Annotated in this window: 20 protein-coding genes; 8 read left to right on the top strand and 12 right to left on the bottom strand. The window is 73.4% G+C overall.

The genetic code is table 11. The features are described 5' to 3' along the window. Positions 1-74 precede the first annotated feature (74 nt). Positions 75-1,550 (top strand): MFS transporter, encoded by a 1,476-nt coding sequence (locus tag CRP56_RS05275; RefSeq protein ID WP_097260723.1) that lies wholly within the window; start codon positions 75-77, stop codon positions 1,548-1,550. A 14-nt stretch (positions 1,551-1,564) separates the two neighbouring features. Here the strand turns inward: CRP56_RS05275 and CRP56_RS05270 are convergent, their stop codons facing one another. From CRP56_RS05270 to CRP56_RS05260, 3 genes are all read right to left on the bottom strand, one after another. After that, positions 1,565-2,317, bottom strand: a complete 753-nt coding sequence (locus tag CRP56_RS05270) for a helix-turn-helix transcriptional regulator (protein WP_097273747.1) — start codon at positions 2,315-2,317, stop codon at positions 1,565-1,567. Between the two features lie 203 nt (positions 2,318-2,520). Further along, positions 2,521-3,273 (bottom strand): SDR family NAD(P)-dependent oxidoreductase, encoded by a 753-nt coding sequence (locus CRP56_RS05265; RefSeq protein ID WP_097260720.1) that lies wholly within the window; start codon positions 3,271-3,273, stop codon positions 2,521-2,523. 79 nt (positions 3,274-3,352) lie between these two features. Continuing rightward, positions 3,353-3,751, bottom strand: coding sequence for a DUF5997 family protein (locus CRP56_RS05260; protein WP_097260718.1), 399 nt, complete (start codon positions 3,749-3,751; stop codon positions 3,353-3,355). Positions 3,752-3,818: 67 nt separating this feature from the next. On the opposite strand from CRP56_RS05260, the gene CRP56_RS05255 reads away from it, so the two are divergent. Next, positions 3,819-4,586 carry a LysR family substrate-binding domain-containing protein gene (locus CRP56_RS05255; RefSeq protein ID WP_097260716.1) on the top strand — a complete coding sequence of 256 codons (768 nt, stop codon included), beginning with the start codon at positions 3,819-3,821 and terminating at the stop codon, positions 4,584-4,586. Positions 4,587-4,589: 3 nt separating this feature from the next. Here CRP56_RS05255 and CRP56_RS05250 read toward each other — a convergent pair whose 3' ends face one another. Then, a complete protein-coding gene (locus CRP56_RS05250) occupies positions 4,590-6,191 on the bottom strand; it encodes a PQQ-binding-like beta-propeller repeat protein (protein WP_097260714.1) in 1,602 nt (533 codons plus the stop codon). A 67-nt stretch (positions 6,192-6,258) separates the two neighbouring features. Between CRP56_RS05250 and CRP56_RS05245 the strand changes: the two genes are divergently transcribed. The 3 genes from CRP56_RS05245 to CRP56_RS05235 all read left to right on the top strand — a co-directional run bounded on the left by CRP56_RS05245 (position 6,259) and on the right by CRP56_RS05235 (position 11,812). Beyond that, positions 6,259-7,038 carry an SDR family NAD(P)-dependent oxidoreductase gene (locus CRP56_RS05245; protein WP_097260712.1) on the top strand — a complete coding sequence of 260 codons (780 nt, stop codon included), beginning with the start codon at positions 6,259-6,261 and terminating at the stop codon, positions 7,036-7,038. A 613-nt stretch (positions 7,039-7,651) separates the two neighbouring features. Continuing rightward, complete coding sequence (locus CRP56_RS05240) at positions 7,652-10,294, top strand: helix-turn-helix transcriptional regulator (RefSeq protein WP_097273745.1); 2,643 nt, start codon at positions 7,652-7,654, stop codon at positions 10,292-10,294. Positions 10,295-10,396: 102 nt separating this feature from the next. Then, positions 10,397-11,812: an FAD-binding oxidoreductase gene (locus tag CRP56_RS05235; RefSeq protein ID WP_097260710.1), complete on the top strand. Its 1,416-nt coding sequence runs from the start codon at positions 10,397-10,399 to the stop codon at positions 11,810-11,812. 74 nt (positions 11,813-11,886) lie between these two features. Here the strand turns inward: CRP56_RS05235 and CRP56_RS05230 are convergent, their stop codons facing one another. Both CRP56_RS05230 and CRP56_RS05225 read right to left on the bottom strand, forming a co-directional pair. After that, positions 11,887-12,582 carry an HAD family hydrolase gene (locus CRP56_RS05230; RefSeq protein WP_097260708.1) on the bottom strand — a complete coding sequence of 232 codons (696 nt, stop codon included), beginning with the start codon at positions 12,580-12,582 and terminating at the stop codon, positions 11,887-11,889. Positions 12,583-12,628: 46 nt separating this feature from the next. Continuing rightward, a complete protein-coding gene (locus CRP56_RS05225; protein ID WP_079309566.1) occupies positions 12,629-13,105 on the bottom strand; it encodes an Lrp/AsnC family transcriptional regulator in 477 nt (158 codons plus the stop codon). Positions 13,106-13,312: 207 nt separating this feature from the next. Here CRP56_RS05225 and CRP56_RS05220 point away from each other — a divergent pair, with 207 nt between their 5' ends. Both CRP56_RS05220 and CRP56_RS05215 read left to right on the top strand, forming a co-directional pair. Beyond that, positions 13,313-14,803, top strand: coding sequence for an FUSC family protein (locus tag CRP56_RS05220; RefSeq protein WP_097260700.1), 1,491 nt, complete (start codon positions 13,313-13,315; stop codon positions 14,801-14,803). A gap of 120 nt (positions 14,804-14,923) precedes the next feature. Then, entirely contained in the window at positions 14,924-15,955 is a 1,032-nt protein-coding gene (locus CRP56_RS05215) for a lactonase family protein (RefSeq protein WP_097260697.1), read from the top strand. Between the two features lie 112 nt (positions 15,956-16,067). On the opposite strand, the gene CRP56_RS05210 is transcribed toward CRP56_RS05215, so the two are convergent. The 4 genes from CRP56_RS05210 to CRP56_RS05195 all read right to left on the bottom strand — a co-directional run bounded on the left by CRP56_RS05210 (position 16,068) and on the right by CRP56_RS05195 (position 20,152). Then, positions 16,068-16,988, bottom strand: a complete 921-nt coding sequence (locus CRP56_RS05210; RefSeq protein ID WP_097260695.1) for a sirohydrochlorin chelatase — start codon at positions 16,986-16,988, stop codon at positions 16,068-16,070. Between the two features lie 119 nt (positions 16,989-17,107). Continuing rightward, on the bottom strand, positions 17,108-18,106 hold the full coding sequence (locus tag CRP56_RS05205) for an N-acetylglucosamine kinase (RefSeq protein WP_257041884.1): 999 nt from the start codon (positions 18,104-18,106) through the stop codon (positions 17,108-17,110). Between the two features lie 209 nt (positions 18,107-18,315). After that, complete coding sequence (locus CRP56_RS05200; RefSeq protein ID WP_059198476.1) at positions 18,316-18,993, bottom strand: uracil-DNA glycosylase; 678 nt, start codon at positions 18,991-18,993, stop codon at positions 18,316-18,318. A 73-nt stretch (positions 18,994-19,066) separates the two neighbouring features. Next, the gene (locus tag CRP56_RS05195; protein WP_097273741.1) at positions 19,067-20,152 is read right to left on the bottom strand and encodes a WD40/YVTN/BNR-like repeat-containing protein; all 1,086 of its coding nucleotides are present in this window, start codon (positions 20,150-20,152) and stop codon (positions 19,067-19,069) included. Positions 20,153-20,423: 271 nt separating this feature from the next. Between CRP56_RS05195 and CRP56_RS05190 the strand changes: the two genes are divergently transcribed. Next, positions 20,424-21,008: an Rv1733c family protein gene (locus tag CRP56_RS05190; RefSeq protein WP_097260693.1), complete on the top strand. Its 585-nt coding sequence runs from the start codon at positions 20,424-20,426 to the stop codon at positions 21,006-21,008. Between the two features lie 62 nt (positions 21,009-21,070). Here the strand turns inward: CRP56_RS05190 and CRP56_RS05185 are convergent, their stop codons facing one another. After that, positions 21,071-23,080, bottom strand: a complete 2,010-nt coding sequence (locus CRP56_RS05185) for a HEAT repeat domain-containing protein (protein ID WP_097260691.1) — start codon at positions 23,078-23,080, stop codon at positions 21,071-21,073. Positions 23,081-23,203: 123 nt separating this feature from the next. Further along, positions 23,204-24,859 carry an acyl-CoA dehydrogenase family protein gene (locus CRP56_RS05180; RefSeq protein WP_097260688.1) on the bottom strand — a complete coding sequence of 552 codons (1,656 nt, stop codon included), beginning with the start codon at positions 24,857-24,859 and terminating at the stop codon, positions 23,204-23,206. Between the last annotated feature and the right edge of the window lie 15 nt (positions 24,860-24,874).

Here is a 24,874-nt window from a genome sequence, read left to right as displayed (position 1 = left end):
GTGCGACGCCCATGACCAGCTCCAGTTCAGCTGCGAAGACGGCCACCCCCGGCACCGGGGGTGGCGGAAACGCCATGGCGCTGCTGGTCATCGCCTCGTGTCAGCTGATGGTGGTCCTCGACATCACCATCGTGAACATCGCCCTCCCGGACATCCAGCGCTCGCTGGACTTCTCCACCACCAGCCTGTCCTGGGTGGTCAACGCCTACACGCTCACCTTCGGCGGACTGCTGCTGCTCGGCGGGCGGACCGGCGACATCCTCGGCCGCCGGCGCATGTTCATCATCGGTGTGCTGCTCTTCGTGCTCGCCTCCCTGCTCGGCGGGCTCTCCCAGAACGAGGCCCAACTCCTCGCCGCGCGCGCCTTCCAGGGCGTCGGCGGCGCCATCGCCTCACCGACCGCGCTCGCCCTGATCAGCACGACGTTCCGCGAAGGACCCGAACGCAACCGGGCGTTCGGGGTGTTCGCCGCGGTCTCGGCGGGCGGCGGCGCGATCGGGCTGCTGGCCGGCGGCATCCTCGTCGAGTGGCTCAACTGGCGCTGGGTGCTGTTCGTCAACGTCCCCATCGGCCTGCTCATCGCGCTCGCCGCACCCCGCTGGATCAAGGAGTCCGAGCGCCATCCCGGCCACTTCGACATCGCCGGCGCCCTGACCTCCACCGTCGGCATGGTGCTGCTGGTGTACGGGTTCATCAGAGCCGCCCAGGAGGGCTGGCGGGACCCGTACACCCTGGGCTCGTTCGGCGCGGCGGTCGTCGTCCTCACCGTGTTCGTCCTCATCGAGCGGCGTTCCCGGCAGCCGATCACGCCGTTGCACATGTTCGCCGACCGCAACCGGGCGGGGACGTACGGCATCATGCTCTGCCTCGCGGCGGCGATCTTCGGGATGTTCTTCTTCCTGACGCTCTTCGTGCAGAACGTCCTGGACTTCAGCCCGTTGCAGGCCGGGTTCGCCTTCCTGCCGGTCAGCGCGGTCATCGCGGTCGGCGCCGGACTGGCCTCGCGGTTCCTGCCCGTCTACGGGCCCAAGCCGTTCATGGTGGTGGGCGCGATCCTCGCCGCGGCGGGCCTCGCCTGGCTGACGCTGACCGACATCCACTCCACCTACGCGGGCAGTGTCCTCGGCCCGATGCTGGTGTTCAGCCTCGGCATGGGCATGGAGTTCGTGTCGCTGACCCTGATGGCGCTCTCCAACGTGCCCGTGCAGGAGACCGGCGCGGCCTCCGGGCTCCTCAACGCCACCCAGCAGGTGGGCGGTTCGCTGGGGCTGTCCATCCTGGTGACCACGTACGGTACGGCCAGCAGCAACGAGACCGAGAAGTTCTTCGCGCAGGCCACCCCCGCCGAGCAGCTCTTCTTCAAGCGCACGGGACAGTTGCCCGGCAAGTGGGCCGACCAGGTCCTCACCGCCGGTGTCTCGGCCGCGTTCATCGTCGCGGCGATCTTCACCGCGGTCGCCGCGCTGATCGCCGTACTCGCCATTCAGGTACGGCCGTCCGACCTGGAGCGGCTCCAGGGCAACGGCGGCGGAACGCCCTCGGCGCAGTGAGGCGGCGGGTGCCCTCACCGCCGTGCGGCGGGCGTCGGGACCAGCCCCAACTGCTGGGCGCGCAGCACGGTTCCGAGCCGGTCGTGGGTGCCGAGCTTGCGGTAGATGTTCGCGACGTGCTTGTGCACCGTCCGCTCCGAGATGCCGAGCCTGCGGCCCATCGCGGCGGCGGTCAGCGCGTCGGTGAGCAGGAGCAGCACGGTCGTCTCCCGGGGCGTCAGCCCCGCCTCGGCCGTCTCCGCGTCCGGCGCGACCGTCCGCCGCCAGCGTTCCAGGAGCTGCCGCTGCTGCTCGATCCCGGACAGGAGGGGCTGGAGCCGCCCGGCGACCCGCACCTCGTCCTCGGTGAAGTCCCGGCCCGAGCGGTAGACGAGACAGCCGGTGATGGGCGAACCGGACTCCGGGAGCGGTATCCCCAGCACATGGTCGACGTCCAGGAGCTCGTCGAGCAGCCGCGCGGTCGGGCTCGTGCCCCACGCCCGCCCCGCCGCCGTCCGCGCCGTCACCGGCGCCCGGTCCGGCACGGCCGCATAGTGCCCGGCGAAGGGGTAGCCCGCGCGCAGCAGCCCCATCGCCTCCTCCCCGAGCCCGCCGAACTCCGGGGCGGCCTCCGCGGACAGCCCCAGCGTGCCGCCGTCCTCGCTCCAGTCGTCCAGCTTGTAGATCAGCGCCTCGCCGCCGCACAGCCCCGGCAGCGCGGCCGCCACCAGCGGCCAGAGCAGGTCGGGGTCCCGTTCGTGGAGTGCGGTCACGGCGACCGACAGCATCCGTTCGTAGGCCCCGCCCAGCCCCTGTGCCACGTTCCCGCTCCGCCCGCTCACGTACGCAGTTCTACCCATACCTGCGGGTCATTCCGCCGTTCCAGAATGCAACAGCGGGGGAGAACAGGCCCGGAGGGGGTGTCTGGTTCTCTCCCTCTTCCGTGCGGGCCGCCGGAACGGGGGACCGGCGGCCCGCACGGCAGCCCTGCCTACGAGGCGTCCGGCCGCATGGCGTCCGAGATGGACTTGACGCCCCCGTGCGCCGTGAGACCCCCGTCCACCGGGATGTCCGTGCCGGTGATGAACGACGACTCGTCGGAGATCAGGAACACCACGAGCGGGGCGATGTCGTCGACGGTGCCGCTGCGCCCCAGCGGCGTCTCCCGCAGGGTCGTCGCACGGAAGGCCTCCGTGGCGGCGGACGTCATGTCCGTCTCGATGTAGCCCGGGTGGATGGTGTTGACGCGGATGCCGCGCGGCCCCAGCTCCATCGCCGCGATCCTCGACACCCCGCGCAGCGCCCACTTGCTGGCCGTGTAGGCGACCGGGTAGTAACCGGTCAGGGCGGCGGACGAACCGACGTTGACGATGGACGAGCCCGGCGGCATCAGCGGGGCGAGGTACTGGATGCCGAGCAGCGGACCGGTGGTGTTGACCGCCTGCACGCGCGCCATGTCCTCGGCGCTCACGTCCCCGAGCCGGCCGCGCTGGATGATCCCGGCGTTGTTGACGAGGCCGTGGACGTGGCCGTACGACTCCTTGAGCTCGGCGGCCAGCTCGGCCCAGTCGGTCTCCTTGCTCACGTCGAGACGACGGCAGCCGTCGCCCTCGGGACGTACGTCGGTGGCGACCACCCGGGCCCCGGCCCGGGCCAGGGCGGCGGCCTCCGCGGCGCCCTGACCACGGGCAGCGCCCGTGACGACAACGACCTTCCCGGCCAGCCGGGTCGTGCTCTCGCTCATGCCGGACAACCTACTGGCGTGTCGACCACGAGCTGGTCCAACAGATGTGTCGGTGATGCAAGGAACCGAGCGTCCTACGTCAGTCCCGGTCGGCGCGGGCCGCCTTCTCGGCGTGCAGCTTCTTGACCCGGGCGCCTTCCTTGCGGACCTCGGCCTGCGTGGCGCGCTCCTTGACCAGCCACTCGGGCTGCTCCTGCTTGAGCGCCTCGATCTGCTCCGTGGTGAGCGGCTCGGTCACGCCGCCGCGCGCGAGGCCCGCGATGGACACGCCGAGCTTGGCCGCGACCACCGGACGGGGGTGCGGGCCGTTGGCGCGCAGGTCCTGGAGCCACTGGGGCGGATCGGCCTGGAGCTGGTTGAGCTCGGCCCGCGAGACCACACCCTCACGGAACTCGGCGGGGGTGGCCTCGAGGTACACACCCAGCTTCTTCGCCGCGGTCGCGGGCTTCATCGTCTGGGGGCTCTGGTGCTGCGTCATGGTGTCCAGGGTATCGACTGGGTGAACCCTCGCCGACCACGGCGGGTAACCTGGCCAGGTGACAGGCGTGGACGAACCCCCGAAGACAGGCCCGGCAGACCCTCCGGCGTTCCGGCTCGCCTATGTCCCGGGAGCGACGCCCGCGAAGTGGGTGCGGATCTGGCACGAGCGGCTGCCGGACACCCCGCTGACCCTCCTCCAGCTCTCCGGCACCGAGGCGGTCGCCGCCCTGCGGGACGGCTCGGCGGACGCCGGTCTGGTACGGCTGCCGGTCGACCGTACGGTCTTCAGCGCCATCCCCCTCTACACCGAGACCACGGTCGTCGTCGTCCCGAAGGACCACGTCATCGCCGCCGTCGAGCAGGTGACCCTGGAGGATCTGGCCGACGAGACCGTGCTGCACCCCCTCGACGACGTCTTCGACTGGGAGCAGCCGCCGGGGGAGCCCGCCTTCGAGCGGCCCGCGACCACGGAGGACGCGATCGAGCTGGTCGCGGCCGGTATCGGGGTGCTCGTCGTCCCCCAGTCCCTGGCCCGTCTGCACCACCGCAAGGACCTCACCTACCGGCCGGTCACGGACGCCCCCGAGTCCTCCGTCGCCCTGTCCTGGCCGGAGGAGGCGACCACGGACATGGTCGAGGACTTCATCGGCATCGTCCGCGGGCGCACGGTCAACAGCACGCGGGGCCGTGCCAAGGAGCAGCCCGAGGCGAAGCCCGCGAAGGCCAAGGCCTCCGGTCAGCCCAGGAAGCCGCAGCAGAAGCGGGCGACCCCGGCCGGCGGACGCCACAAGCCGCCGGCGGCCAAGCGGGGCAAGCCCAAACGCAGGTCCTAGGACCTACGGTGTGATCGAACAGTCGAGGATGCGGCCGTCGACCGTGCCGACCAACAGCCGGTCGGGGGCGGTGAGTTCGAGGCAGAGGGCGACGACGGGCTGACCGCCGACCGTGAGGTGGCGCCGCCAACGGACACTCCCGTCCACGGCGTTGAGGGCCACGAGCTCACCCGAGTTGTACGCCACGTACACCGTGTCCTCGTCGCCGTCCACCGCGGTCGCCGGATGGTCGCCGGTGAACTCCCAGCGCGCCGCCCCGTCCGTGAGACTCCGCCGTACGACGAAGGCGTTGCCCGGCAGCAGTCCGGCACCGTCGTGCACGGCCCCCGCGTGCACCAGATCCCCGCCGACCTCGACACCCGGCCCGCCGAACAGATGCCTGGCGGGCGTCCGCCAGTCGAGCGGGAACAGCCGACGCGGCCCGTCGGTGCCGTACGGATCGACCTCGACCACCCACTTGTCCCGCCACGGCTCGCGCCCGTTTCCCTGGAGGAAGAGCAGTCGACTGCTGCGCCGGATCGGGAAGGCGTGGTTGAAGAGGTCGTAGCCGCTCAACGTCACGGTCGCTTCCGGGGTCTCCCCGGCGGGCGGGACCAGGCCGACCGGCTGGGCGTCGCGCCGCCTGCGCACGTCCGTGGGCCGGAGCGCCAGCCAGCCGTCCCGACGTGTGGTGAACACCGTAGGGAAGCCGAGCGCGAGGGTGCCGAGCGACTTCCCGTCCACGGGCGACAGCCGGGCGATGTGCGGCGACGGGGTGACCCACTCCCGCCCCACCCGGCGCACACGTCGTCGCTCCGCGTTGACCCAGACCTCGTGCTCACGGACGACGAGCTGCCGTCCTCCCTCCTCGTCCGGCACACACCAGTCCAGCCGGCCGTCGGGCAGCCACGCCTCGGCCAGCACCTCCTCCAGACAGGCCAGCACCCGCCCGTCCGCGAGCCCATGGACGTCCCAGACCTGGCGGCGCGGCTCCCACCCCGGCTCCCCGGTCAGCGCGGCCACGGCCTCGACGGCGTCCTCGTGCTCCGGCCGCTCGAACGTGATCCGCTGCCCGCACAGTTCCTCCTGCGGCACCGAGCCCTGCGGGACGGCACTCCAGTCGGGCCGCTCGACGACCACGTCGAAGCCCTGCGTGTGCGCTTCCTCGTCGAAATCGCCCTCGTCCGGAGGGGCCAGGACCAGCCGCAGCGTCCGCGCGTTCCGCCACTCCAGCTTCAGTACCTCGCGCGCCCCGCGCATGACGGACCGTGCCCGCCCCGACTCCAGGTCGAGCAGCAGCAGCTCACCCTCGAAGAAATACCCCCCGTCGTACGACCCCGTGCCGACAGCCACGAGCGGAAGCGTGGGATGGAAGGCAAGGCACTGGACGGGCCAGCGGGAGGAGACGACCCCTCGGCAGCGCAGATCGTCCGCGCCGTAGACGCCCACCCGGTACTGCCGCCAGCGGCTGCCGGCCGTGCCGTCCGCGGACCACTGCAGATACCCGAGATCACCGCCCACGACGACGAGCCCGCGCTCCTCGGCGACGGCCACGGTCGTGGGCCTGCCGATCTCGGCGAAAGGCCGGTCGCCGAGGACGCGGTGGACGGTCAGGGGTGCGGTCATACCGTCATCATCGGTGATCAAGGAAGCCCGGCGGTAATGAAATACGGTGCTGAAATAGGGTGCGGGTATGATCTCGCAGGCCTACCTCTCGGAACTGTTCTCCCTCGAGAACCGCGTCGCCCTCGTCACCGGCGGCAGCTCGGGCATCGGGCGGGCCGTCGCTGGCGCCCTGGCGCGCGCCGGGGCGAGTGTCGTCGTCGTGGCCCGCAAAGAGGCGGAACTGGCGGCGACCGTCGACGGGTTGACCGCCGACGGCTGTCGCGCCGCGTGGGTCAGTGCCGACCTCGGCACCCGCGACGGCGTGCGCACCGCGGCCGAGGAAGCGGTGCGGGCCTTCGGCGAGCCCGACATCCTCGTCAACTCCGCCGGCATCAACCTGCGGCCCCCGATGGGCGAGCTGACCGAGGACGTGTGGGACACCACCCTGGCCGTCAACCTGGAGGCACCCTTCCTGCTGGGCCAGCGCTTCGGCCCCCGCATGGCCGAGCGCGGCTTCGGGCGGATCATCCACATCACCTCCCAGCAGGCGCACCGCGCCTTCGTGCAGAGCGGTGCCTACGGCGTCTCCAAGGGCGGTCTCGAATCGCTCGCCCGATCCCAGGCGGAGGCCTGGTCGCCGTACGGCGTCACCTGCAACACGCTCGTGCCGGGCTTCGTGATGACGCCCCTCAACGCCCGCCTCGCGAACGACCCGGAGAAGGTCGAGGCGCTCGCCGCCCGCACGATGGTCGGCCGCAACGGCCTCGCCGAGGACTTCGAAGGCGCGGCGGTCTTCCTCGCGAGCCGTGCCGCCGCGTACGTCACCGGCCAGTCGATCTTCGTCGACGGCGGCCTCTCCGTGCACTGACCCCCACGCGACCAGCCTCGACGACGCCGCAGCCAACAGCCTCGAGGGCGCCGTAGCCAACAGCCTCGACGGCGCTGTAGCCAACAAAGCGACGGCAGCCAACAAAGCGACCGCAGTCGGCAAAGCAACCGCGCCCGGCAAAGCAACCGCACTCGGCAGAGTGACCGCGCCCGGCGGGGCCACGGCTCTCGGCAGAGCAACCGAGCCCGGCGGATTGACCGCGTCCGGCGGGGCCACGGTCCTCGGCGGGGCCACAGCCCTCGGCGGAGCGACCGCGCCCGGCGGGCCCACTGCCCTCGGCGGAGCCACTGCCCTCGGCGGAGCCACTGCCCTCGGCGGAGCCACCGCGCCCGGCGGGCCCACCGGCCTCGGCGGGGCCACCGCCCTCGGCAGAGCAACCGCCCTCGGCGGATTGACCGCGCCCGGCGGAGCCACTGCCCTCGGCAGAGCAACCGAGCCCGGCAAACGACCGAGCCCGGCAGAGCGACCACGCCCGGCAAAACGACCGCGCCCCGCAAAACGAGCGCCCCCACAAAACGACCCCCGCAGAATGGCCGCATCCGGCACCCTCCGGACCCGCTTCCCCAGCGGAGCGCTCTGGCAGAATCGGCCCGTGGATCGGTGGATCCTCGAACGCGAGCGCGAGCTGACGCGACTGGCCGCGGCCGCCCGGGAGGCGGCAGCCGGTGCCGGTTCGGTGGCGCTCGTCTTCGGTGAGGCCGGCATCGGCAAGTCCAGCCTGGTGAGGGCCATGCCGGAGCGGCTGCCCGCGCAGGCGCGCGTCCTCGTCGGCCAGTGCGACGACCTCGCCACCCGCCGCCCCCTCGGCCCGTTCCGCGACCTCGTCGGCAGCGTCGGCGCCGACCTCGCCCGCGCCGTCATGGAGGGCGGCGACCGCCATCGCGTCTACGAGGCCCTGTACGGCGAACTCGCCGCCGCCCCGCACCCCGCGGTCCTCGTCGTCGAGGACGTCCACTGGGCCGACGAAGCCTCCCTGGACGCCCTGCGCTTCCTGGTCAGACGCATCGAGGCGCTGCCCGCGCTGCTCGTCCTCACCTACCGCGACGACGAGCTCAGCCGCGAACACCCCCTGCGTCATCTGCTGGGCCAGGTCTCCCGCACCTCCCGGGTGCACCGCCTGCCCCTCGCCCGGCTCTCCCTCGACGCGGTGCGGGCGCTCAGCGCCTCCCGCCGGCTGGATGCCGCTCAGGTGTACGAGGTGACGTCCGGCAACCCGTTCTTCGTCGCCGAGATCGTGGCCGCGGGCGGCACCGGGGAAGTGCCGCCGACGGTCGTGGACGCCGTCCTGGCCCGGCTGCGGGGCCTGGACCCGGCGACGGTGGACGCGCTGGAGCAGCTCGCCGTCGTGCCCTCGGCGGTCGAACGGCCCCTGGTGGACGCCCTGTTCACGGACGGCGTCGCCGTGCTGGCCACCGCCGAGCAGCGCGGACTGCTCACGGTGGAGCCGGACCGGGTGGCGTTCCGGCACGAGCTGATCCGGCGGGCCGTCGCCGACTCCCTGCCCGCCGCCCGCCGCATCGGCCTCAACCGCACCATCCTCGCCGCGCTCGTCGCCCGGCCCGGCTGCGACACTGCCCGGATCGTCCACCACGCCGACCAGGCCGGCGACCAGGACGCCATCGCCCGCTACGGACCCGACGCCGCCAAGGACGCCGCGTGCGCCGGCGCCCACCGCGAGGCCGCCGCCCAACTCCGGCTCGTCCTGCGCGGGCGGCACCGCTACGGGCCGGCCGACCTCGCCGACCTGCTCGAACGCTACGCCGTGGAGAGCTACACCATCGCCGACTCGGCCGCCGCCGTCACCGCCGAGCGCGAGGCCGTAGCCCTGCGCCGTATCCTCGGCGACACCCTCGGGCTCGGCGCCGACCTGCGCTGGCTGTCCCGCATCCACTGGTGGGCCGGCGACGCCGACCAGGCCCAGGAGGCCGCCCGCGAAGCCGTCGCCGTCCTCGAACACGCCGGCGACGACCGGCTCCTCGCCCTGGCCGTCAGCAACACCGCCCAACTGCGCATGCTCTCCGACCGCTACGCCGAGGCCGTCGAACTCGGCGAACGCGCCATCGCCCTGGCCCGCAAGGCCGACGACGCGGCGATCCTCTCCCACGCCCTCAACAACGTCGGCACGGCCCGCTGGCGCGGCGGCGACCCCGGCGGGCGGCTCCAGCTGGAGGAGAGCCTGGAGGTGGCGCTCGCCGCCGGCGAGGTCGAACACGCCTGCCGCGCCTACGCCAACCTCATCTGGACCCTCCTCGACAACCTCCGGTACGCCGAGGCCGACCTGTTCCTGCCCCCGGCCATGGACCTCGCCGACCGCGCCGAACACCTCGGCTTCCTCAACTACCTCCACGTGGAGCTGGCGGTACGGCGTCTTGCCGCCGCCGACTGGGAGGCGGCCGAGAAACACGCCGAGTACGGTATGCACGACTTCGTCCCCGCCCGCTGCCCCGCGCTCACCGTCCTCGCCCGGGTCCGCGTCCGCTGCGGCCGCCCCGGCGCCGGTGAACTCCTCGCCGAGGCCCGCGAGATCGCCGTACGCACCAGGGAACTCCAGCGCACCGGGCCCGTCGCGGCGGCCTTCGCCGAGGCGGCCTGGCTGCGCGGCGACCTCGCCGCCGTCACCGCCGCCGCGGGGCCCGTCCACGCCCAGGCCGACCGGCTGCCCGGCGTCCCCTACCGCGCCGAGCTCGGCTACTGGCTCACCAAGGCCGGCCACCCCGTCCGGCTCGACGACTCGGACCACCCGTACGCCCTCCAGGCCCGCGGCCTGTGGCGGCAGGCCGCCGGCCGATGGCTGGAGGCGGGCTGCCCCTACGAACACGCCGCCGCCCTCGCCGAGAGCCCCGACCCCGCCGACAAGCTCACCGCGCTCACCACCCTCGACGCCCTCGGCGCCGAGCCACGGTCCCGGCTGCTGCGCACCGAGCTGCGCCGGATCGGCGTACGGCACATCCCGCGCGGCCCGGTCGCCGCGACCCGGGAGAACCCCGCGGGCCTCACCCGGCGCCAGCTCCAGGTCATGCGGCTGCTCGCGGACGGGCTGACCAACGCGGAGATCGCCGCCCGGCTCGTGGTGTCGGTACGGACGGTCGACAACCACGTACGGGCCGTCCTCGACAAGCTGGACGCCCCCACCCGACGACACGCGGCCGACCGTGCCGCCCGGCTCGGCCTGCTGGCGGACGACGGAGGCCCGCCCCCGGAGCCCGAGGCGCCGCTTCCGCACGCCGAAACGTAGGTACCCGGCGGGCCCGAGCTGGGTGACGCACACGGATGTCCGGTCGGTGACGACGCGAGTAGAACGGGCGAATCGGCACGAATTTCCGAAACGGGGGACCGCATGTCCAGCACCATCGCCCACGCGGCGCGCACGGAACTCACAGCCTTCAACGGTGAGTTGATCGGCCCCGACGACCCCGCCCACCAGCAGGCCCGAGGCGTCTACAACGCGATGATCGACCGGCACCCGGCCCTCGTCGCCCGCTGCGCCGACGCGGACGCCGTCGCCCGCGTCATCGCCTTCGCCCGCGCCCACGACCTGCCCCTCGCCGTACGGGGCGGCGGTCACCACGGCGCCGGCCTCGGCACCGTCGACGACGGCGTCGTCCTCGACCTGTCCCCGCTGAAGGACATCGAGGTCGACGCCGACTCCCACACCGTCCGGGTCGGCGGCGGCTGCGTCTGGGGCGAGGTCGACCGCGCCACCAACGCCCACGGCCTCGCCACGCCCAGCGGCATCATCTCCACCACCGGCGTCGGCGGCCTCGCCACCGGCGGCGGGCTCGGCCACCTCACCCGCAAGTGCGGGCTGACCATCGACAACCTGCTGGAGGCCGAGGTCGTCCTCGCCGACGGCAGGAAGGTGATCGCCAGCGGCTACGAGAACAGCGACCTGTTCTGGGCGCTGCGGGGCGGCGGCGGCAACTTCGGGGTGGTCACCTCGTTCCTGTTCCGGCTGCACGAGATCAGCACGGTCGTCGCCGGGCCCACCTTCTGGCCGGTGGAGGACAGCGCCGAAGTCCTCGCCGCCTACCGGGACTTCATCCTGAACGCGCCCCGCGAGCTCAACGGCTTCTTCCTGCACGGCACCGTGCCGCCCGCCCCGCCGTTCCCCGAGGAGATCCAGCTCCGCAAGACCGCCGGCATCGTCTGGTGCTGGACCGGCGCCGACCCCGAGGCCGCCGCCCGCGAGATGGCCCCGCTGCTCGACGCACTGCCCACGCCGCTGCTGCACGCGCCCATGGTGCTGCAACACTCCGAACTGCAGACGATGTTCGACGGGCTCTACCCGCCGGGCCACCAGTGGTACTGGCGCGCCGACTTCGTCGAGACCATCCCCGACGACGCCGTCGCCCTCCACGCCAAGTTCGGCGCCGAGGTCCCCACCATGCAGTCGACCATGCACCTCTACCCGATCGACGGCGCCGCCCACGACGTGGGCCAGGACGACACGCCCTGGGCCTACCGGCACGCCAACTGGGCCTCCGTGTACGCCGGAGTCGACCCCGACCCCGCCAACGCCGAACTGATCAAACGCTGGACGGTCGACTACTTCGACGCCCTGCACCCGTACTCGGCGGGCGGCGCCTACGTGAACATGATGATGGACGAGGGACAGGAACGGGTCCGGGCCAGCTACCGCGACAACTACGCCCGCCTGGCCCGCGTCAAGGCCGACCGCGACCCGGACAACGTCTTCCGCCTCAACCAGAACATCGAGCCGGCCCCGAAGCCGACGCACGGGTCACGACCGTAGCCCGCGCGCCGGGCGAGCGGTGCCCCGGCTGCGGGGCGGGGCACCGCGCCGATCGCCGGCCGATCAGGAGCCGATCAGGACGGGCGGGCCGAGGCTGCCAGCCAGTCGTACGCGGCCCGGGCCGTGAACTCCTCCTGGCCGCCGCGCAGCAGCAGATCGGCGGTGGCGAACTCCGGGGCGTCGGCCTGGGCGGCGACGTACGGGATCGCGATGCAGCGCATCCCGGCCGCGTGCGCGGCGGCGGCACCCGGCGCCGCGTCCTCCAGGACCACGCAGTCGGCCGGGGCCGCGCCGAGCCGGCGGGCCGCCTCCAGGAAGACGTCCGGGGCGGGCTTGCCGCGCTCGACCTCGTCGGCGGAGACGACGGTGTGCAGGAAGGCGTCCAGGCCGGTGCCCGCCAGGATCGCCGCGATGGCCTCCGGCGACGAACCCGAGGCCACGGCCATGGGGACGTCCTCGGTCGCCAGCAACTCGACGAACTTGCGCATCTCGGGGTATGCGGGCGTGTTCACCCGGGCGAGGTCCAGATAACGCCGGTTGAGCTCGCCGAGGAGTTCGGCGGGCGGCACGGTGAGCCCGTACCGCTCCCGCCACAGGCCGAGCGTCTCCCAGGTGCTGATGCCCACATACTGGGAGTTGTCCTCCCAGGTGAAGTCCCGGACCCCATGGACGGCGAGCAGGGCGCGCGATGCCTCGTAGTAGTTCGGCTCGCTGTCCACGAGCGTTCCGTCGAGATCGAAGATGACCGAGGTCGGGCCGAGATTGCTCATGCCGTCCAGGATGTCAAAAGGCAGTCGGCGTGCAGGAGGCCAGAGGTCAGTTCCGGGCCGCGCGGCCGATCGACTCCACCAGCGGCAGCAGCCGGTACGGCACCCGCTCGCGCAGGGCCACCTCGGTGCGGGTGCGGACCACGCCCGGCAGGCTGATCACCTTCTGGATCACGTCCTCCAGATGCGCGTTGTCCCGCGCCACCACTCGCGTCAGCAGGTCGCCGCCGCCCGCGATCGAGAACGCCTCGACGATCTCCGGTACGGCGGCCAGCGCGTCGCCCACGTCGTCGAGCCGTCCCTGGGTGACCTCGATGTGCACGAACGCCAGCACCGGGTGGCCGAGGGCGGCGGGGGAGAGGGAGGGGCCGGTGCCGGTGATCACGCCGTTCCGCTCCAGCCGGTCCAGGCGGGCCTGGAGGGTGCCCCGGGCGACCCCGAGGATACGGGCGTACTCGCGCACGCTCGTGCGCGGCTGCTCCAGCAGCAGCCGCAGGATGCGGGTGTCGAGCTCGTCCACGGCCATCGCGCCCGGCCTCCTCGTTCGTGGTCCGTTGGCCCGCCGGTGGATGGGCAGGGTCCCTTTTGTCTGTGCCAATGGATCAGCCTATTCGATGCCACTTGAGCCAGTCGCGGGGCTGGTGCTGCAATAAACCCGTCGATGGCGCTGCGGACCTCCGCGGCGCCTTTTTCATGCCGGTGTGCCCATTGACGACGCAGGGGGCGGGAAGCAGTGCTGAAGAGGGTGTTCGTTGCTCCGGACCCGGGCCGGGTGCGGCTGCGCTTCGCGGCGCGGGCCGTCGTCGGCATCGGGCTCGCGGTCGTGGTGTGCGGGTTCGCCGGGCACTCCCTCGTCGGCGCCGTCACCGGCGGGCTCGCCGCGCTGCTCGCCCTGTTCACCGTCACCGACGCCACGGTCCGCGGCCAGGCGGTCACCACCGCGCTGCTGCCCGCCGTGGGCCTGCCCGTGCTGGCCGCCGCGGCCGAGCTGCACGACCACCCCGTCGCCCGCGACCTCACGTTCCTCGCCGTCATCGGCGCGGGCGTGTACGCGCGCCGGTGGGGTCCGCGCGGGCACAGCCTCGGCGTGTTCGCGTTCATGACCTTCTTCGTGGCGCAGTTCCTGCATGCCACGAGCGACCGGCTGCCCGAGCTCTACGCCGCCGTCCTGCTCTCCGTGGCCACCGCCGCGGCCGTGCGCTTCGGCCTGTGGTGCTACGAGCGCCACCTGCCGCCCGCTCCGGTGGCCGCCCCGCCCGCCGGCACCGGCCTCGCCCGGGTGACCACCCGCCAGGCCGTCCAGGCGACCGTCGGCGCCGCCTTCGCGCTCGTCGTGGGGCAGCTGGTGTCCGGAGACCGCTGGTACTGGGCCGTCGGCGCCACCTGGTGGGTCTTCGTCAACACCACGTCGCGCGGCGAGACCCTCGTGCGCGGCTTCCGCCGGGTCCTCGGCACCGTGATCGGCATCGGCCTCGGCCTGCTCATCGCCGTCCCGCTGGACGGCGCCGGGCTGCCCACGGCCGTGCTCCTCGCCGCCTGCGTGTTCGGCATCTTCTACACCGCTGCGGTCTCGTACACCTGGATGATGCTCTGCGTCACCGTCCTCGCCGAGCTGCTCTACGGCCTCCTCGGCGTCCTCACTCCGCACCTGCTCGCGCTGCGCCTGGCGGAGACCGGCATCGGTGCGCTCGGCGCGGTCCTCGCCGTGCTGTTCGTGCTGCCCGTCACCACCCACACCACGACCGACGCCTGGATCCAGCGCGCCCTGCGCTGCGTCCACGCCTGCACCGCCGAAGCCGCCGCGCGCCTCGCCGGGGCGGACGCCGACCCGGCCCGGCGCGTGGCCGAGCTGGAGCAGCTGCTGGCCCGGGTACGGCTCTCCGTGGCCCCGCTCGTGCACCCGCTGAACCCGATGCTCCGCCGCAAGCGGCGCGCCCGCCGGGTCCTCACGCTCCTCGACGACTGCGCCCGCGAGATCCGCGGCCTCGTCGCCGTCGCCGCCGACCCCGAGGCCTCCCACGACGCCCGCCTGGCCGCCGCCTGCTGGCGTGTGGAGGCGGCGGTCGAGGCCCTCACGGGCGGCACACACGGTGACCTGCCGGTCACGGACCACCCGCCCGCCGAGGGCCCCGCCCTGGCTCACCTGCACGGCCTGGAACGAGCCCTCGCCGACCTGGCGACACCCCTGCGCACGCCGCCGGGGTCACCACTGGTCGGAGCCTGAGGCCCTCCTGGCCGCGAGGGGCGGTACTGACGTCCGCCGCGGCCGGGCGAAACCTTCGCCGTATGGTCTAGACCGCTGCTACCGTCAGCCCCAACGGCTCAGGACCGAGAGGGGACAGCGGTGGCAGACGGTGGCGAGCGGCAGCGGAAGGCCTACATCGGCTCGTTCACGGCGGCCGGAGGCCCCGGCATCGTGACGGCGGCCGTCACCCCGGACACCGGCGCGCTCACGCCCCTGAGCAGTTACGACGGCCTGCCCGACCCCTCCTACCTGACCCTGGCGCCGGACGGCGGCACGCTCTACGCGGTCAGCGAGACCGCCGAGGGCGCGGTGGCCGCCTTCCGCGTCGTCGGTGACCGCCCCGAGCCCGCCGGACGTCCGGTGCCGGTCGGCGGCGGACCGACCCACCTCGGCCTGTACGACGGCCACGTCCTGACCGCCGACTACGGCTCCGGCAGCGTCACCGCCGTACCGCTGCGCCCCGACGGCACCCTCGCCGGCCCCGCCTCCGGCACCCTGCGCCACACCGGCTCGGGCCCGCACACCAAGCGTCAGCAGGCCCCGCACGCCCACCAGGTGCAGGCCGACCCGAGCGGCCGGTGGGCCGTCAGCGTGGACCTCGGCACGGACTCCGTACGCGTCTGCACCCTGACCGGCGGCACGCCCGACCCGCACCGCGAGATCGCCCTGCGCCCCGGTTCGGGACCGCGCCACCTGGCCTTCCACCCGGACGGCACATACGCCTACGTCGTCAACGAACTCGCCCCCACCCTCACCGTCTGCCGCTGGGACGCCACGGAAGGCCTGCTGAAGCCACTGACCGAGGTCCAGGTGCTCACGGACGCCCCGGCCGGCGACGCCTACCCCTCCGGCGTCGTCGTCTCGCCCGACGGCCGTTTCGTGTGGACCGCCACCCGCGGCGAGGACGTCCTGTCCACGTTCGCCGTCAACGGTGACGAACTGCGGCTCGTCGCCACCGTGCCGTGCGGCGGCCACTGGCCCCGGGCGATCGCCGAGTCGGGCGGGTTCCTGTACGTCGCCAACGAGCGCTCCGGCGAGGTCACCTGGTTCGCGCTCGACCCCGAGACGGGCCTGCCCACCCGCGCCGGTGCGGTGAAGGTGCCGGCGGCGTCCTGCGTGGTCCTCGGCTGAGACGGCTGAGACGGCCCCGGCCGTGGTGCCGTACGCCGAAGGGCCCGCCTCCCGTGGTGGGAGCGGGCCCTTCGGCGCTGCTCACGTCGTGCTCTCGTTCCGTACGCGCGGATCAGCGCGTCGGAGCCCCCTGCGGCTGCTGCGGGGCGATGCCCAGCGCCGTCGTGTACTTCGCCAGCGCCAGCTTGCCGATCGCCGGGTACGGGCCGAGCGCCTCGGCCGCGGAGCAGCCGACCTCCCTCGCCGCCTCCTCGACCAGACCCGGGTCGATCTCCGGCCCTATCAGGTACGGCGCCAGCGCCAGCTGCTGCGAACCCGACGCCCGCAGCTGCTCGGCCACGGACGCGATCGAACCCTCCTGGTCGAGCGCGGCCGCCATCACCGGCACGGCGAGGCGCGCGGCGAGCAGCATGCCGGTGATACCGGCCGCCTGCACGGCCTCCTCACCGCCGACCGAGGCCAGGATGATGCCGTCCGCGGCGGTCGCCACGGTGAACAGCCGGGCGCGGTCGGCGCGGGCCAGCCCGGCCTCGGACAGCCGCACGTGCAGCGCCTCGGCGAGCAGCGGGTGCGGACCGAGCACATCGGTGAGGTCGGCCGCGACGCGGCTGTCCATCACGGCCTGGCGGATCACCCGCAGCAGCGCGCTGTCCGGACCGGCCAGCAGCGGCACCACGACGGCGACGGGACCCTCGGGCTCCTTGACGTCGAGTCCCGCGGCCCTGGCCTGCTCGTAGCGGGCGGTGCGCTCCTCGCCGGCGTGCGCGAGCACGGACTGGAGCGTGGGGAACTCCGCGTCGTCCCCGTCGAGGTAGCCGATCCGCGCGTCGAGGCCGGGGAGCTCGGAGCGGGCGATGCTCACGACCTCCTCGGCGAGGCTGCGCGTGGCAGCGCTCGGCGTGCCCGGCACCGCGAGGACGAGCGCGGGCGCGCCCTCGGGAGCCGCCAGCGGCTCGGGACGGCGGTGCCTTCCGGGCTGGCGAGGGCGCGGCATTCGTACGGGCAGGCCGGCGGGCCCAGTGGGGGAGCTCATGGCGCCGCATGTTACTGGCTCACTGGGCTTCCCTGTTCGGGGAGGGTGCAGGTGAGCGGTATCCGTCCGCTTTTGTCTGATGAGTTACGTACGGATCGGAAGCGGGTGCCCTGTCGGGATCAGTCGCCCGTTCCGGTCATCACCTGCACCATCGACGTATCACTCGGCAGGGTGAGCGCCCCGGTTGCCAGGTCTGTGGCGATCCGTACCGCCCCGTGCAACGGATCCCCGGCGGCCTCGACCCGGTGCGCGTGCGGCAGCCGCTTCGCCAACTCCTCTTCCAGCGGTACGAGGAGCGGGGCGCCCATCTTGAACAGCCCGCCGGTGACGGCCACCTGGGGTTCGCCGCCGGTCGGGCAGACCGCGGCCGCCGACTCGGCGATGTGCCGCGCCGCCGTGTGCAGGATGGCGGTGGCCACCGGGTCGCCGTCGTCGGCCGCGCAGGCGGCGACGTGCGGGGCGAAGGAGGCGAGGACTGCGGGCCGGTCCGGGCGCGGATAGAGCAGGCCGGGCAGCCCGGTCAGTGGCCCGAACTCGCCCTCGGCGCGGGCCAGCAGCCCGGCGGAGCCGCCCGGCCGCCCGTCGTACGCGCGCAGGGCCGCTTCCAGCCCCGCCCGGCCGATCCAGGCGCCGCTGCCGCAGTCGCCCAGCAGATGCCCCCAGCCGTCCGCCCGGCGCCAGCCGGTCAGATCCGTGCCGATCGCGATGAGTCCAGTGCCGCCCGCGACGACGGCACCAGGCCGCGGGCCGAGAGCGCCGACATAGGCGGTGACGGCATCGGCGACAAGTGCGAGCGACCCGACCCCGAACTCCCGTCGCAGGGCGCCCGGGAGTTCGGCGCGCAGGGCGTCGCCGAGGGTGCTCAGCCCGGCGGCCCCGACGACGGCCGTGCCCGGCCAAGCAACACCCGTCTCGGCGGCCAACTCGCGCACCATCGGCACCAGTTGCTCCATCAGATGCGCGGCGTCGATGCCCCGCGCACCCGTACGGACCGGCACCCGCGACTCCCGCAGCCCGAGCGCACCACGCTCCGCCGTACCGAGGGCGACCCGCAGCCCGGAGCCGCCGGAATCGACCGCGAGGATCCCCGGACCGGCCGGCGCCGGGAGGCCCCTGATCTCAGCCGGGCCGGTGGCACGTCCGCCGTCATCCGGAGCGGTGGCAGCTCCGCCGTCGCCCGGGGCGGTCGCACGTCCCCCGCCGCCCGGCCCGGTCGCACGTCCCCTGCCGCCCACGCCCGCCGGAAGACCCCTGTCGCCCGCGCCCGCCGGAAGGCCCCCGTCGCCCGCGCCCGTCGCAAGGCCCCCGTCGCCCCCGCCCGGCGCGGTCACGGCAGGCGCCAGTCCACCGGTTGTCCTCCCTGGCGGACCAGCAGGTCGTTGGCCCGGCTGAACGGACGGGAGCCGAAGAAGCCGCGGTCCGCCGACATGGGGGAGGGGTGCGCCGACTCCACGGACGGCAGGTCGCCGAGGAGCGGACGCAGATTGCGGGCGTCGCGCCCCCAGAGGATCGACACGAGCGGCTTGCCACGCGCCGCGAGCGCCCGTATCGCCTGCTCGGTGACCTCTTCCCAGCCCTTGCCCCGGTGTGCGGCCGGCTTGCGCGGGGCCGTGGTGAGCGCCCTGTTGAGCAGCAGCACGCCCTGCTGGGTCCACGGCGTCAGATCGCCGTTGGAGGGCTGCGGCAGCCCCAGGTCGGTGTTCAGCTCGCGGTAGATGTTGATCAGACTGCCGGGCAGCGGACGCACTTCCGGCGCGACCGAGAACGACAGTCCCACCGCGTGCCCGGGCGTCGGATAGGGATCCTGACCGACGATCAGGACGCGGACGTCGTCGAAGGGCTGCTGGAAGGCCCGCAGAACGTTGGGTCCGGCCGGGAGGTAGGTGCGTCCCGCGGCGATCTCCGCCCGCAGGAAGTCGCCCATCTCGGCGATCCGCCCGGCAACGGGTTCGAGGGCCTTCGCCCAGCCCGGTTCGACGATCTCATGCAAGGGTCGTGGTGCCACGGGCGTCACCCTACTGCCGTACAGGCAACGGCGATCAACCGGTGGCCAAGGCCCGGTGGTCCCCCCGCGTGGCTCATCCCACCACCGCGGCCCGCACACACAGCACGTCCGGCAGATGCGAGGCGAGCTGCTGCCAGCTGTCACCGTCGTCGGCCGAGGCGAACACCTCGCCGTTGCGGTTGCCGAAGTACACCCCGGCCGGGTCCGCGTCGTCGGTGCACAGCGCGTCGCGCAGCACGGTGCCGTAGTGGTCGCCCTGCGGCAGACCGGCGGACAAGGGTTCCCAGCTCTTGCCCGCGTCCGTCGTACGGAACACCCGGCAGCGGCGGTCGGCGGGCACCCGGTCCGCGTCGGCGTTGATCGGGAACACGTACGCGGTGTCACCGCGGCGCGGGTGGACGGCCATCGCGAAGCCGAACGTGGACGGCAGCCCCTCGCCGATGTCGGTCCACTGCGCGCCCGCGTCGTCGCTGCGGTAGACGCCCCAGTGGTTCTGCAGATACAGCCGGTCCGGGGTCACCGGGTCCTGTGCGACCTTGTGCACGCACTGGCCGAACTCCGGGTGGGGATCGGGCAGGAACACCGCCGAGACACCGGAGTTGGAGGGGACCCAGCTCGCGCCGCCGTCCGACGTCCTGAACACCCCGGCGGTCGACACGGCGACCGTCACCGAGCGCGGGTCGCGCTTGTCCGTGACGACCGTGTGCAGCCCCTCCCCGCCGCCGCCCGGGACCCACTTCGACCGGGTCGGGTGCTCCCACAGCGGGCGGACCAGTGTGAAGGTCTCGCCACGGTCCTCGGAGCGGTACAGCGCCGCCGGTTCGGTGCCCGCGTACACCACGTCCGGCTCCGCGGCCGCCGGATGCAGCTGCCACACCCGCTCCAGCGAAGCGCCCGTGTCCTTCGGGAACTTGACGGCGGGCTGAGCCGGTTCGGTCCAGGTGCGGCCGAGGTCGTCGGAGTGGAACACCGACGGTCCCCAGTGCGCGCTGTCGCCGCCCGCCAGCAGTCGCGGCCGCTCGCCCCGGGTGTCGATCGCGACCGAGTACACGGCCTGCGCGTTGAAATACGGACCCTCGTCGAACTCCCAGGTCCCACCCCGCCTGCGCCCGATGAACAGGCCCTTGCGGGTCCCCACGGCGAGCAGTACCTCGGTCATGCCGATCACCTCCGCGACGTCCTTGTCTCAGATATCGGCCAGTCTGCACCCAGCCACTGACAGTCACCCCCGGAAAGGGCTCCGCCGCAGGTCAGGGCGGTGATGGTAACTCGTGTCGGCGATCCGTGGACCGCTTTCGCGAAGACCGCGCGGAGCCGTGGCACCTGTGCGACGGTCGAGTCGAGGGGATTCTTCGTGAGCACCTCGGCGACGTCCCCCGTATGGAAGGGCGGCCCGGCATGTTCATGCGTACATGAGGAGGAAGCCTTCGATGGCGTTCCGTGGTTCGAAGGTGTGGCTGTGGCGTTGGCGGCGCAATCCGCTCCGGCGCCGCGCCGACAAGGTGGAGGCCTGGGTCGTGCTCGGTGCCTGGCTGCTCACCGCCCTCGCGGGAGTGGTCGCCGGCCTGGCGACGAGCCGGTCCGTCGAGGGCACCCTCGCCCGGGAGCGCGTCGAGTGGCGGCAGGTCGAGGCCCGGCTCGTGGCGAAGGCACCCGGCACCTTCGCCGGGCAGACCGGCACCGCGAGCAGCGACCAGGTGTGGGCGAAGGTGCGCTGGGCGGCCCCCGACGGCTCCTCGCACACCGGCCAGGTCCGCGTCCGCCCCGGCAGCGCCACCGGCACTCCGGTCGCCGTCTGGACCGACACGGAGGGCCGCCTGGTCACCCGCCCCACGACCCCGGCACAGGCCCACCTCCGCGCCGCCCTGATCGGTGCCCTCGTGGGAGCGAGCGCGGCGCTCGTGCCGTTCGTCGGCGGCCGCACCCTCTGCGCCCGCCTGGAACGCCGCCGGATCGACCAATGGGACGCGGACTGGGCCCGCTTCGGACAACAGCGGGGCCGGACGGCTGGTTGAGCAACCAGCGCTGCCGAAGACCAGCCGACCCACGGCCCCGCACCCGCCGCACCCGTCCCCGCTCACCTCACCCCCAGCACCCCCCGGCAGATCCGCAGCAACCGCTCGTCCGACAGGACGACCACGGGCCCGAACCCCCCGGACGGGGCCGTGTACCGCTGCGGAGACGCCAGTTCCGTGCGCAGCAGGTCATGCAGGGGCGCTCCCGCCGGGCCCAGGTCCGCGACGCACTCCGCGATGCGCTGACGCAGGTTCGGCGTCTCCGTCCACGTCCTGCGCAGCAGCGGAAGCACCCGCGCCGCCTCCGTCTCGCCGCCGATCCGCCAGAGCGCGCACGCGACCATGGTCCGCTGCCACTCGTACGGCGAGTCGAGCATCCGCCGGAGTCCGTCCAGGGCGGGCGCGGCCGCCGGCCCCATGCGGCCCAGCACCTCGGATGCCTCCCGGTGCGCGACGACGTCCCCGTCCCGTGTCGTCAGAACGGGCAGTACGGCGTCGGCGTCCCCCGCGAGCGCCCAGAGCGCGTCCGCCGCCTCGACCGCGCTGTCCCCCTCCAGCAGCCCGCGTATCACGGGTATCGCCTCAGGTGCCGCGGCTCCGAACCCGCGGAGCGTGCGCAGCGCCGCGTCGACGACGATCGGTCGCAGCCGGTGTTCCGGGAGACCGGTCAGCAGCCGCAGCACCAGCGGCACGCTCTCCGTGTCGTCGAGGGCCCCGAGCGCCGACAGCAACGCCTCCGCACGGTCGTGGACGTCCGGGGCGTCCAGGGGAAGGCGGGCGAGACTCTCCCGCAGGGCGGGTGCGAGGCGTCCGGCGCTCGCGCCGAGGTGGCCGACGACATGCCCCAGGTCGGAGGGAGCGCCGGGGGTGTCGAGGAGCTCCGCCAGCACCGGCACCGCGCGCGGATCCCCGCTCCTGGCCAGCGCCTTGAGCGGTCCGCCCAGCGCCGGCCCGCCGTACTGCCGGTGCTGCACCCACAGGTCGGGGCGGGACATCACCAGCCGGTGGAGGTCGTCCGCGGCGGGCGCGGCCAAGTGATAGAGGTCATCCAGAACGGAAAGCGCCGCATAGCGCAACTGGTCTTCTTCGGCGGCCAGTTGGGTGCCGATCAGGGCGACGGGCGTGCTGTAGTCGGCGCGCCAGTCGAGGAACAGCCCCAGGGACATCCACATCGCGTTGCACCGGACGGTCGGGTCCGCGCTGGTCAACTGCCCGTTCAGCAGGGCGATCCGGTCGGCCACCCGCCCGTCGAGCGCCGTGTGCAGGGTGCGCAGCAGCTGGGAGCCCTCCTCGTCCGAAGGCCGCAGCCGCCGCAGTCGGCCGACCAGCGTGTTCGTGTCGGGGCGATCGGGTTCGCACGACGGGCGGGCGCGTTGCTCGGACCGCTGCCGGAGCAGGCCGAGGACCGTGGGCACCAGGTCGGCCGGGAGCCGGTCGGGGGCAAGGCCCGCCAACTGCCCGAGCGCGGCCAGCCGTTGACCGGGACCGTAGGGAGCCATGCCCAGGGTGGTGAGGAGATCCAGTGCCTCGGTCGCGTGCCCGGGGTGCCGGCCGGCCAGCAGGCCCAGGCTCTCGGTGAGCGCGATCAGGACCCGGTCGTCACGCTCCACGGTGATCCGCTCGCGGAGCAGACCGAGCACCCGCCCCGGCTCGTCGAGGAACCGCACCACGGCATTCGCGGCCGTCCGGCGCACCCCCGGGTCCGGGTCGCCGGTGAGCCGGGTGAAGACCTCGGCGCCGGCCCGGACCGCCACGCGGGCCATTGCGGTGGCCTCGGCCATGCCCTCGGGCGGCTCTCCGTCGCCGCCGATGCTGACGAGGAGCTCCACGATCTCGCCCCGGTCCCGCACCTCCTCGCGCGCGGCGAGCGCGAAGAGATACGGAACGCAGGCGAGCGTCGAGTCGTACACGTCTCCCTGGTGGTGCACGGCGCCGTACATCCCGTCGAGCGCGATCTCCCGCTCGGCCGGGTCCGCGGAGGCCAGCCCCCGCAGCAGTCCGGGCACGTCCTCCGCACTGCCGTACGCATGCCGCATCGAAGCCCAGTCGACCTCGTCGATCCCCGTGAACACGCTGCCCTCCCCAGGCGTAGTGCCAAGTGATCCCGAGTCTGCACCACGGCACTGACAACCGAACGGAATCGCGGGGTGACGGTCTGTCGGCCATGCCGACATCAGCCAAGAGGCAGCGCTGCGTCAGCCAGTGCCCGGCAGCGCCCGCCCCAGGATGGCCGCCACGTCCGCCGAATCCGGCAACGTCCCGAAGGCGTGCCCCCAGTCGCCGCCGAGTCGGGTCGCGCAGAACGCGTCGGCGATCGCGGGCGGGGCGTGCCGGACCAGCAGTGAGGCTTGGAGGGTGAGCGCCATGTGCTCGACCAGGCGCCGCGCCCCGGCCTCCGAGCCGTCGCGCAGCAGGCCCTTGAGACGGTTCACCGCGGCGTCCAGCCGGGCGTCCGCCCCCTGCGCCAGGGCCAGTTCACCGAACAGGGCCTCGGCGGTCCCCGCCTCCCGCGTCAACGCCCGCAGTACGTCGAGGGCGTTGACGTTGCCCGAGCCCTCCCAGATCGACAGCAGGGGAGCCTCGCGGTAGTGGCGGGGCATGCCGGAGTCCTCGACGTAGCCGTTGCCGCCGAGGCACTCCAGGGCCTCCGCGGTGAATGCCGGGCCCCGCTTGGTGACCCAGTACTTGCCGACGGCGGTGGCGATCCGCCGGAACGCCTGCTCACCGGCGTCCCCGCGCACCGCCCGGTCGGCCGCGCCCGCCAGCCGCAGGGTCAGGGTCGTGGCCGCCTCCGACTCCAGGGCGAGATCGGCGAGGACGTTGCGCATCAGCGGCTGGTCGACCAGCCGGGCCCCGAACGCGCTGCGGTAACGGGCGTGGTGCCCCGCCTCGACGAGCGTCTTGCGCATCAGCGCGGCCGACATCATCACGCAGTCGAGGCGGGTGCAGTTGACCATGTCGATGATGGTCTTCACGCCCCGCCCCTCGGGCCCGACCAGCCACGCCACGGTCCCGTCGAACTCCGGCTCGGAGGAGGCGTTCGAGCGGTTGCCGAGCTTGTCCTTCAGCCGCTGGATGCGGAAGGTGTTGCGGCTGCCGTCGGGCAGGACGCGCGGCACCAGGAAACAAGACAACCCCTGGGGCGCCTGCGCCAGCACCAGGAACACGTCGCACATCGGCGCCGACGTGAACCACTTGTGCCCGCGCAGGGTGTACACGCCCGACTCCGAGGTCGGCGCGGCCACCGTCGCGTTCGTCCGGACGTCGGACCCGCCCTGCTTCTCGGTCATCCCCATGCCCGCCAGCAGCCCGCGCTTCCCGCTGGGCACCCGCAGTCCGGGTTCGTACTCCCGGCTGGTGAGCAGCGGTTCGTATACCTTCGCGAGGTCCGGCTGGTGACGCAGCGCGGGGACGGCGGCGTACGTCATCGAGGTCGGACAGCCGTGTCCGGCGTCGGTGTGCCCCCACGCCAACCCGCTCGCCGTGCGCGCCACATGGGCGCCGGACCGGTCGTCGGCCCAGGGCGCGCCGGCCAGTCCCTCGGCGACCGCGGTCCGCATCAGGTGGTGCCAGCTGGGGTGGAACTCGACCTCGTCTACGCGATGGCCGTACCGGTCGTGCGTCCGCAGCTCGGGCTCGTGACGGTTGGCGAGATCGGCCCACTCCTGCGCCTGAGCGCTGCCCGCGATCCGGCCGATCCGCCGCACGTCCTCCTCGGCCCAGCCGGCGCCCTCCCGGCGCAGCCCTTCCAACAGGGCCACGTCCTCCGACGCGTCGTAGGGGGCCAAGGGAGGGGGCTGATTGGTGACGTCGTGCGTCGCGCTGCCCTCGTGCGCCAGTGAGAAGACCATGGATCGAGTGTTGCA

It is taken from the genome of Streptomyces sp. TLI_55 (assembly GCF_900206255.1).
GTDB lineage: Bacteria > Actinomycetota > Actinomycetes > Streptomycetales > Streptomycetaceae > Streptomyces > Streptomyces aquilus.
The sequence above is the reverse complement of the archived record's forward strand: the minus strand, read 5'-3'. Positions and strand labels throughout refer to the sequence as shown.

Excerpts from the sequence above, each read along its gene's own strand:
- CRP56_RS05250 (WP_097260714.1), bottom strand. The coding sequence starts at position 6,191 with ATGACCGCACCCCTGACCGTCCACCGCGTCCTCGGCGACCGGCCTTTC.
- CRP56_RS05275 (WP_097260723.1), top strand. The coding sequence starts at position 75 with ATGGCGCTGCTGGTCATCGCCTCGTGTCAGCTGATGGTGGTCCTCGAC.
- CRP56_RS05195 (WP_097273741.1), bottom strand. The coding sequence starts at position 20,152 with ATGACCGAGGTACTGCTCGCCGTGGGGACCCGCAAGGGCCTGTTCATC.
- CRP56_RS05180 (WP_097260688.1), bottom strand. The coding sequence starts at position 24,859 with ATGGTCTTCTCACTGGCGCACGAGGGCAGCGCGACGCACGACGTCACC.
- CRP56_RS05230 (WP_097260708.1), bottom strand. The coding sequence starts at position 12,582 with ATGAGCAATCTCGGCCCGACCTCGGTCATCTTCGATCTCGACGGAACG.
- CRP56_RS05190 (WP_097260693.1), top strand. The coding sequence starts at position 20,424 with ATGGCGTTCCGTGGTTCGAAGGTGTGGCTGTGGCGTTGGCGGCGCAAT.
- CRP56_RS05210 (WP_097260695.1), bottom strand. The coding sequence starts at position 16,988 with ATGAGCTCCCCCACTGGGCCCGCCGGCCTGCCCGTACGAATGCCGCGC.
- CRP56_RS05225 (WP_079309566.1), bottom strand. The coding sequence starts at position 13,105 with ATGGCCGTGGACGAGCTCGACACCCGCATCCTGCGGCTGCTGCTGGAG.
- CRP56_RS05265 (WP_097260720.1), bottom strand. The coding sequence starts at position 3,273 with ATGAGCGAGAGCACGACCCGGCTGGCCGGGAAGGTCGTTGTCGTCACG.
- CRP56_RS05260 (WP_097260718.1), bottom strand. The coding sequence starts at position 3,751 with ATGACGCAGCACCAGAGCCCCCAGACGATGAAGCCCGCGACCGCGGCG.
- CRP56_RS05235 (WP_097260710.1), top strand. The coding sequence starts at position 10,397 with ATGTCCAGCACCATCGCCCACGCGGCGCGCACGGAACTCACAGCCTTC.
- CRP56_RS05245 (WP_097260712.1), top strand. The coding sequence starts at position 6,259 with ATGATCTCGCAGGCCTACCTCTCGGAACTGTTCTCCCTCGAGAACCGC.
- CRP56_RS05270 (WP_097273747.1), bottom strand. The coding sequence starts at position 2,317 with ATGCTGTCGGTCGCCGTGACCGCACTCCACGAACGGGACCCCGACCTG.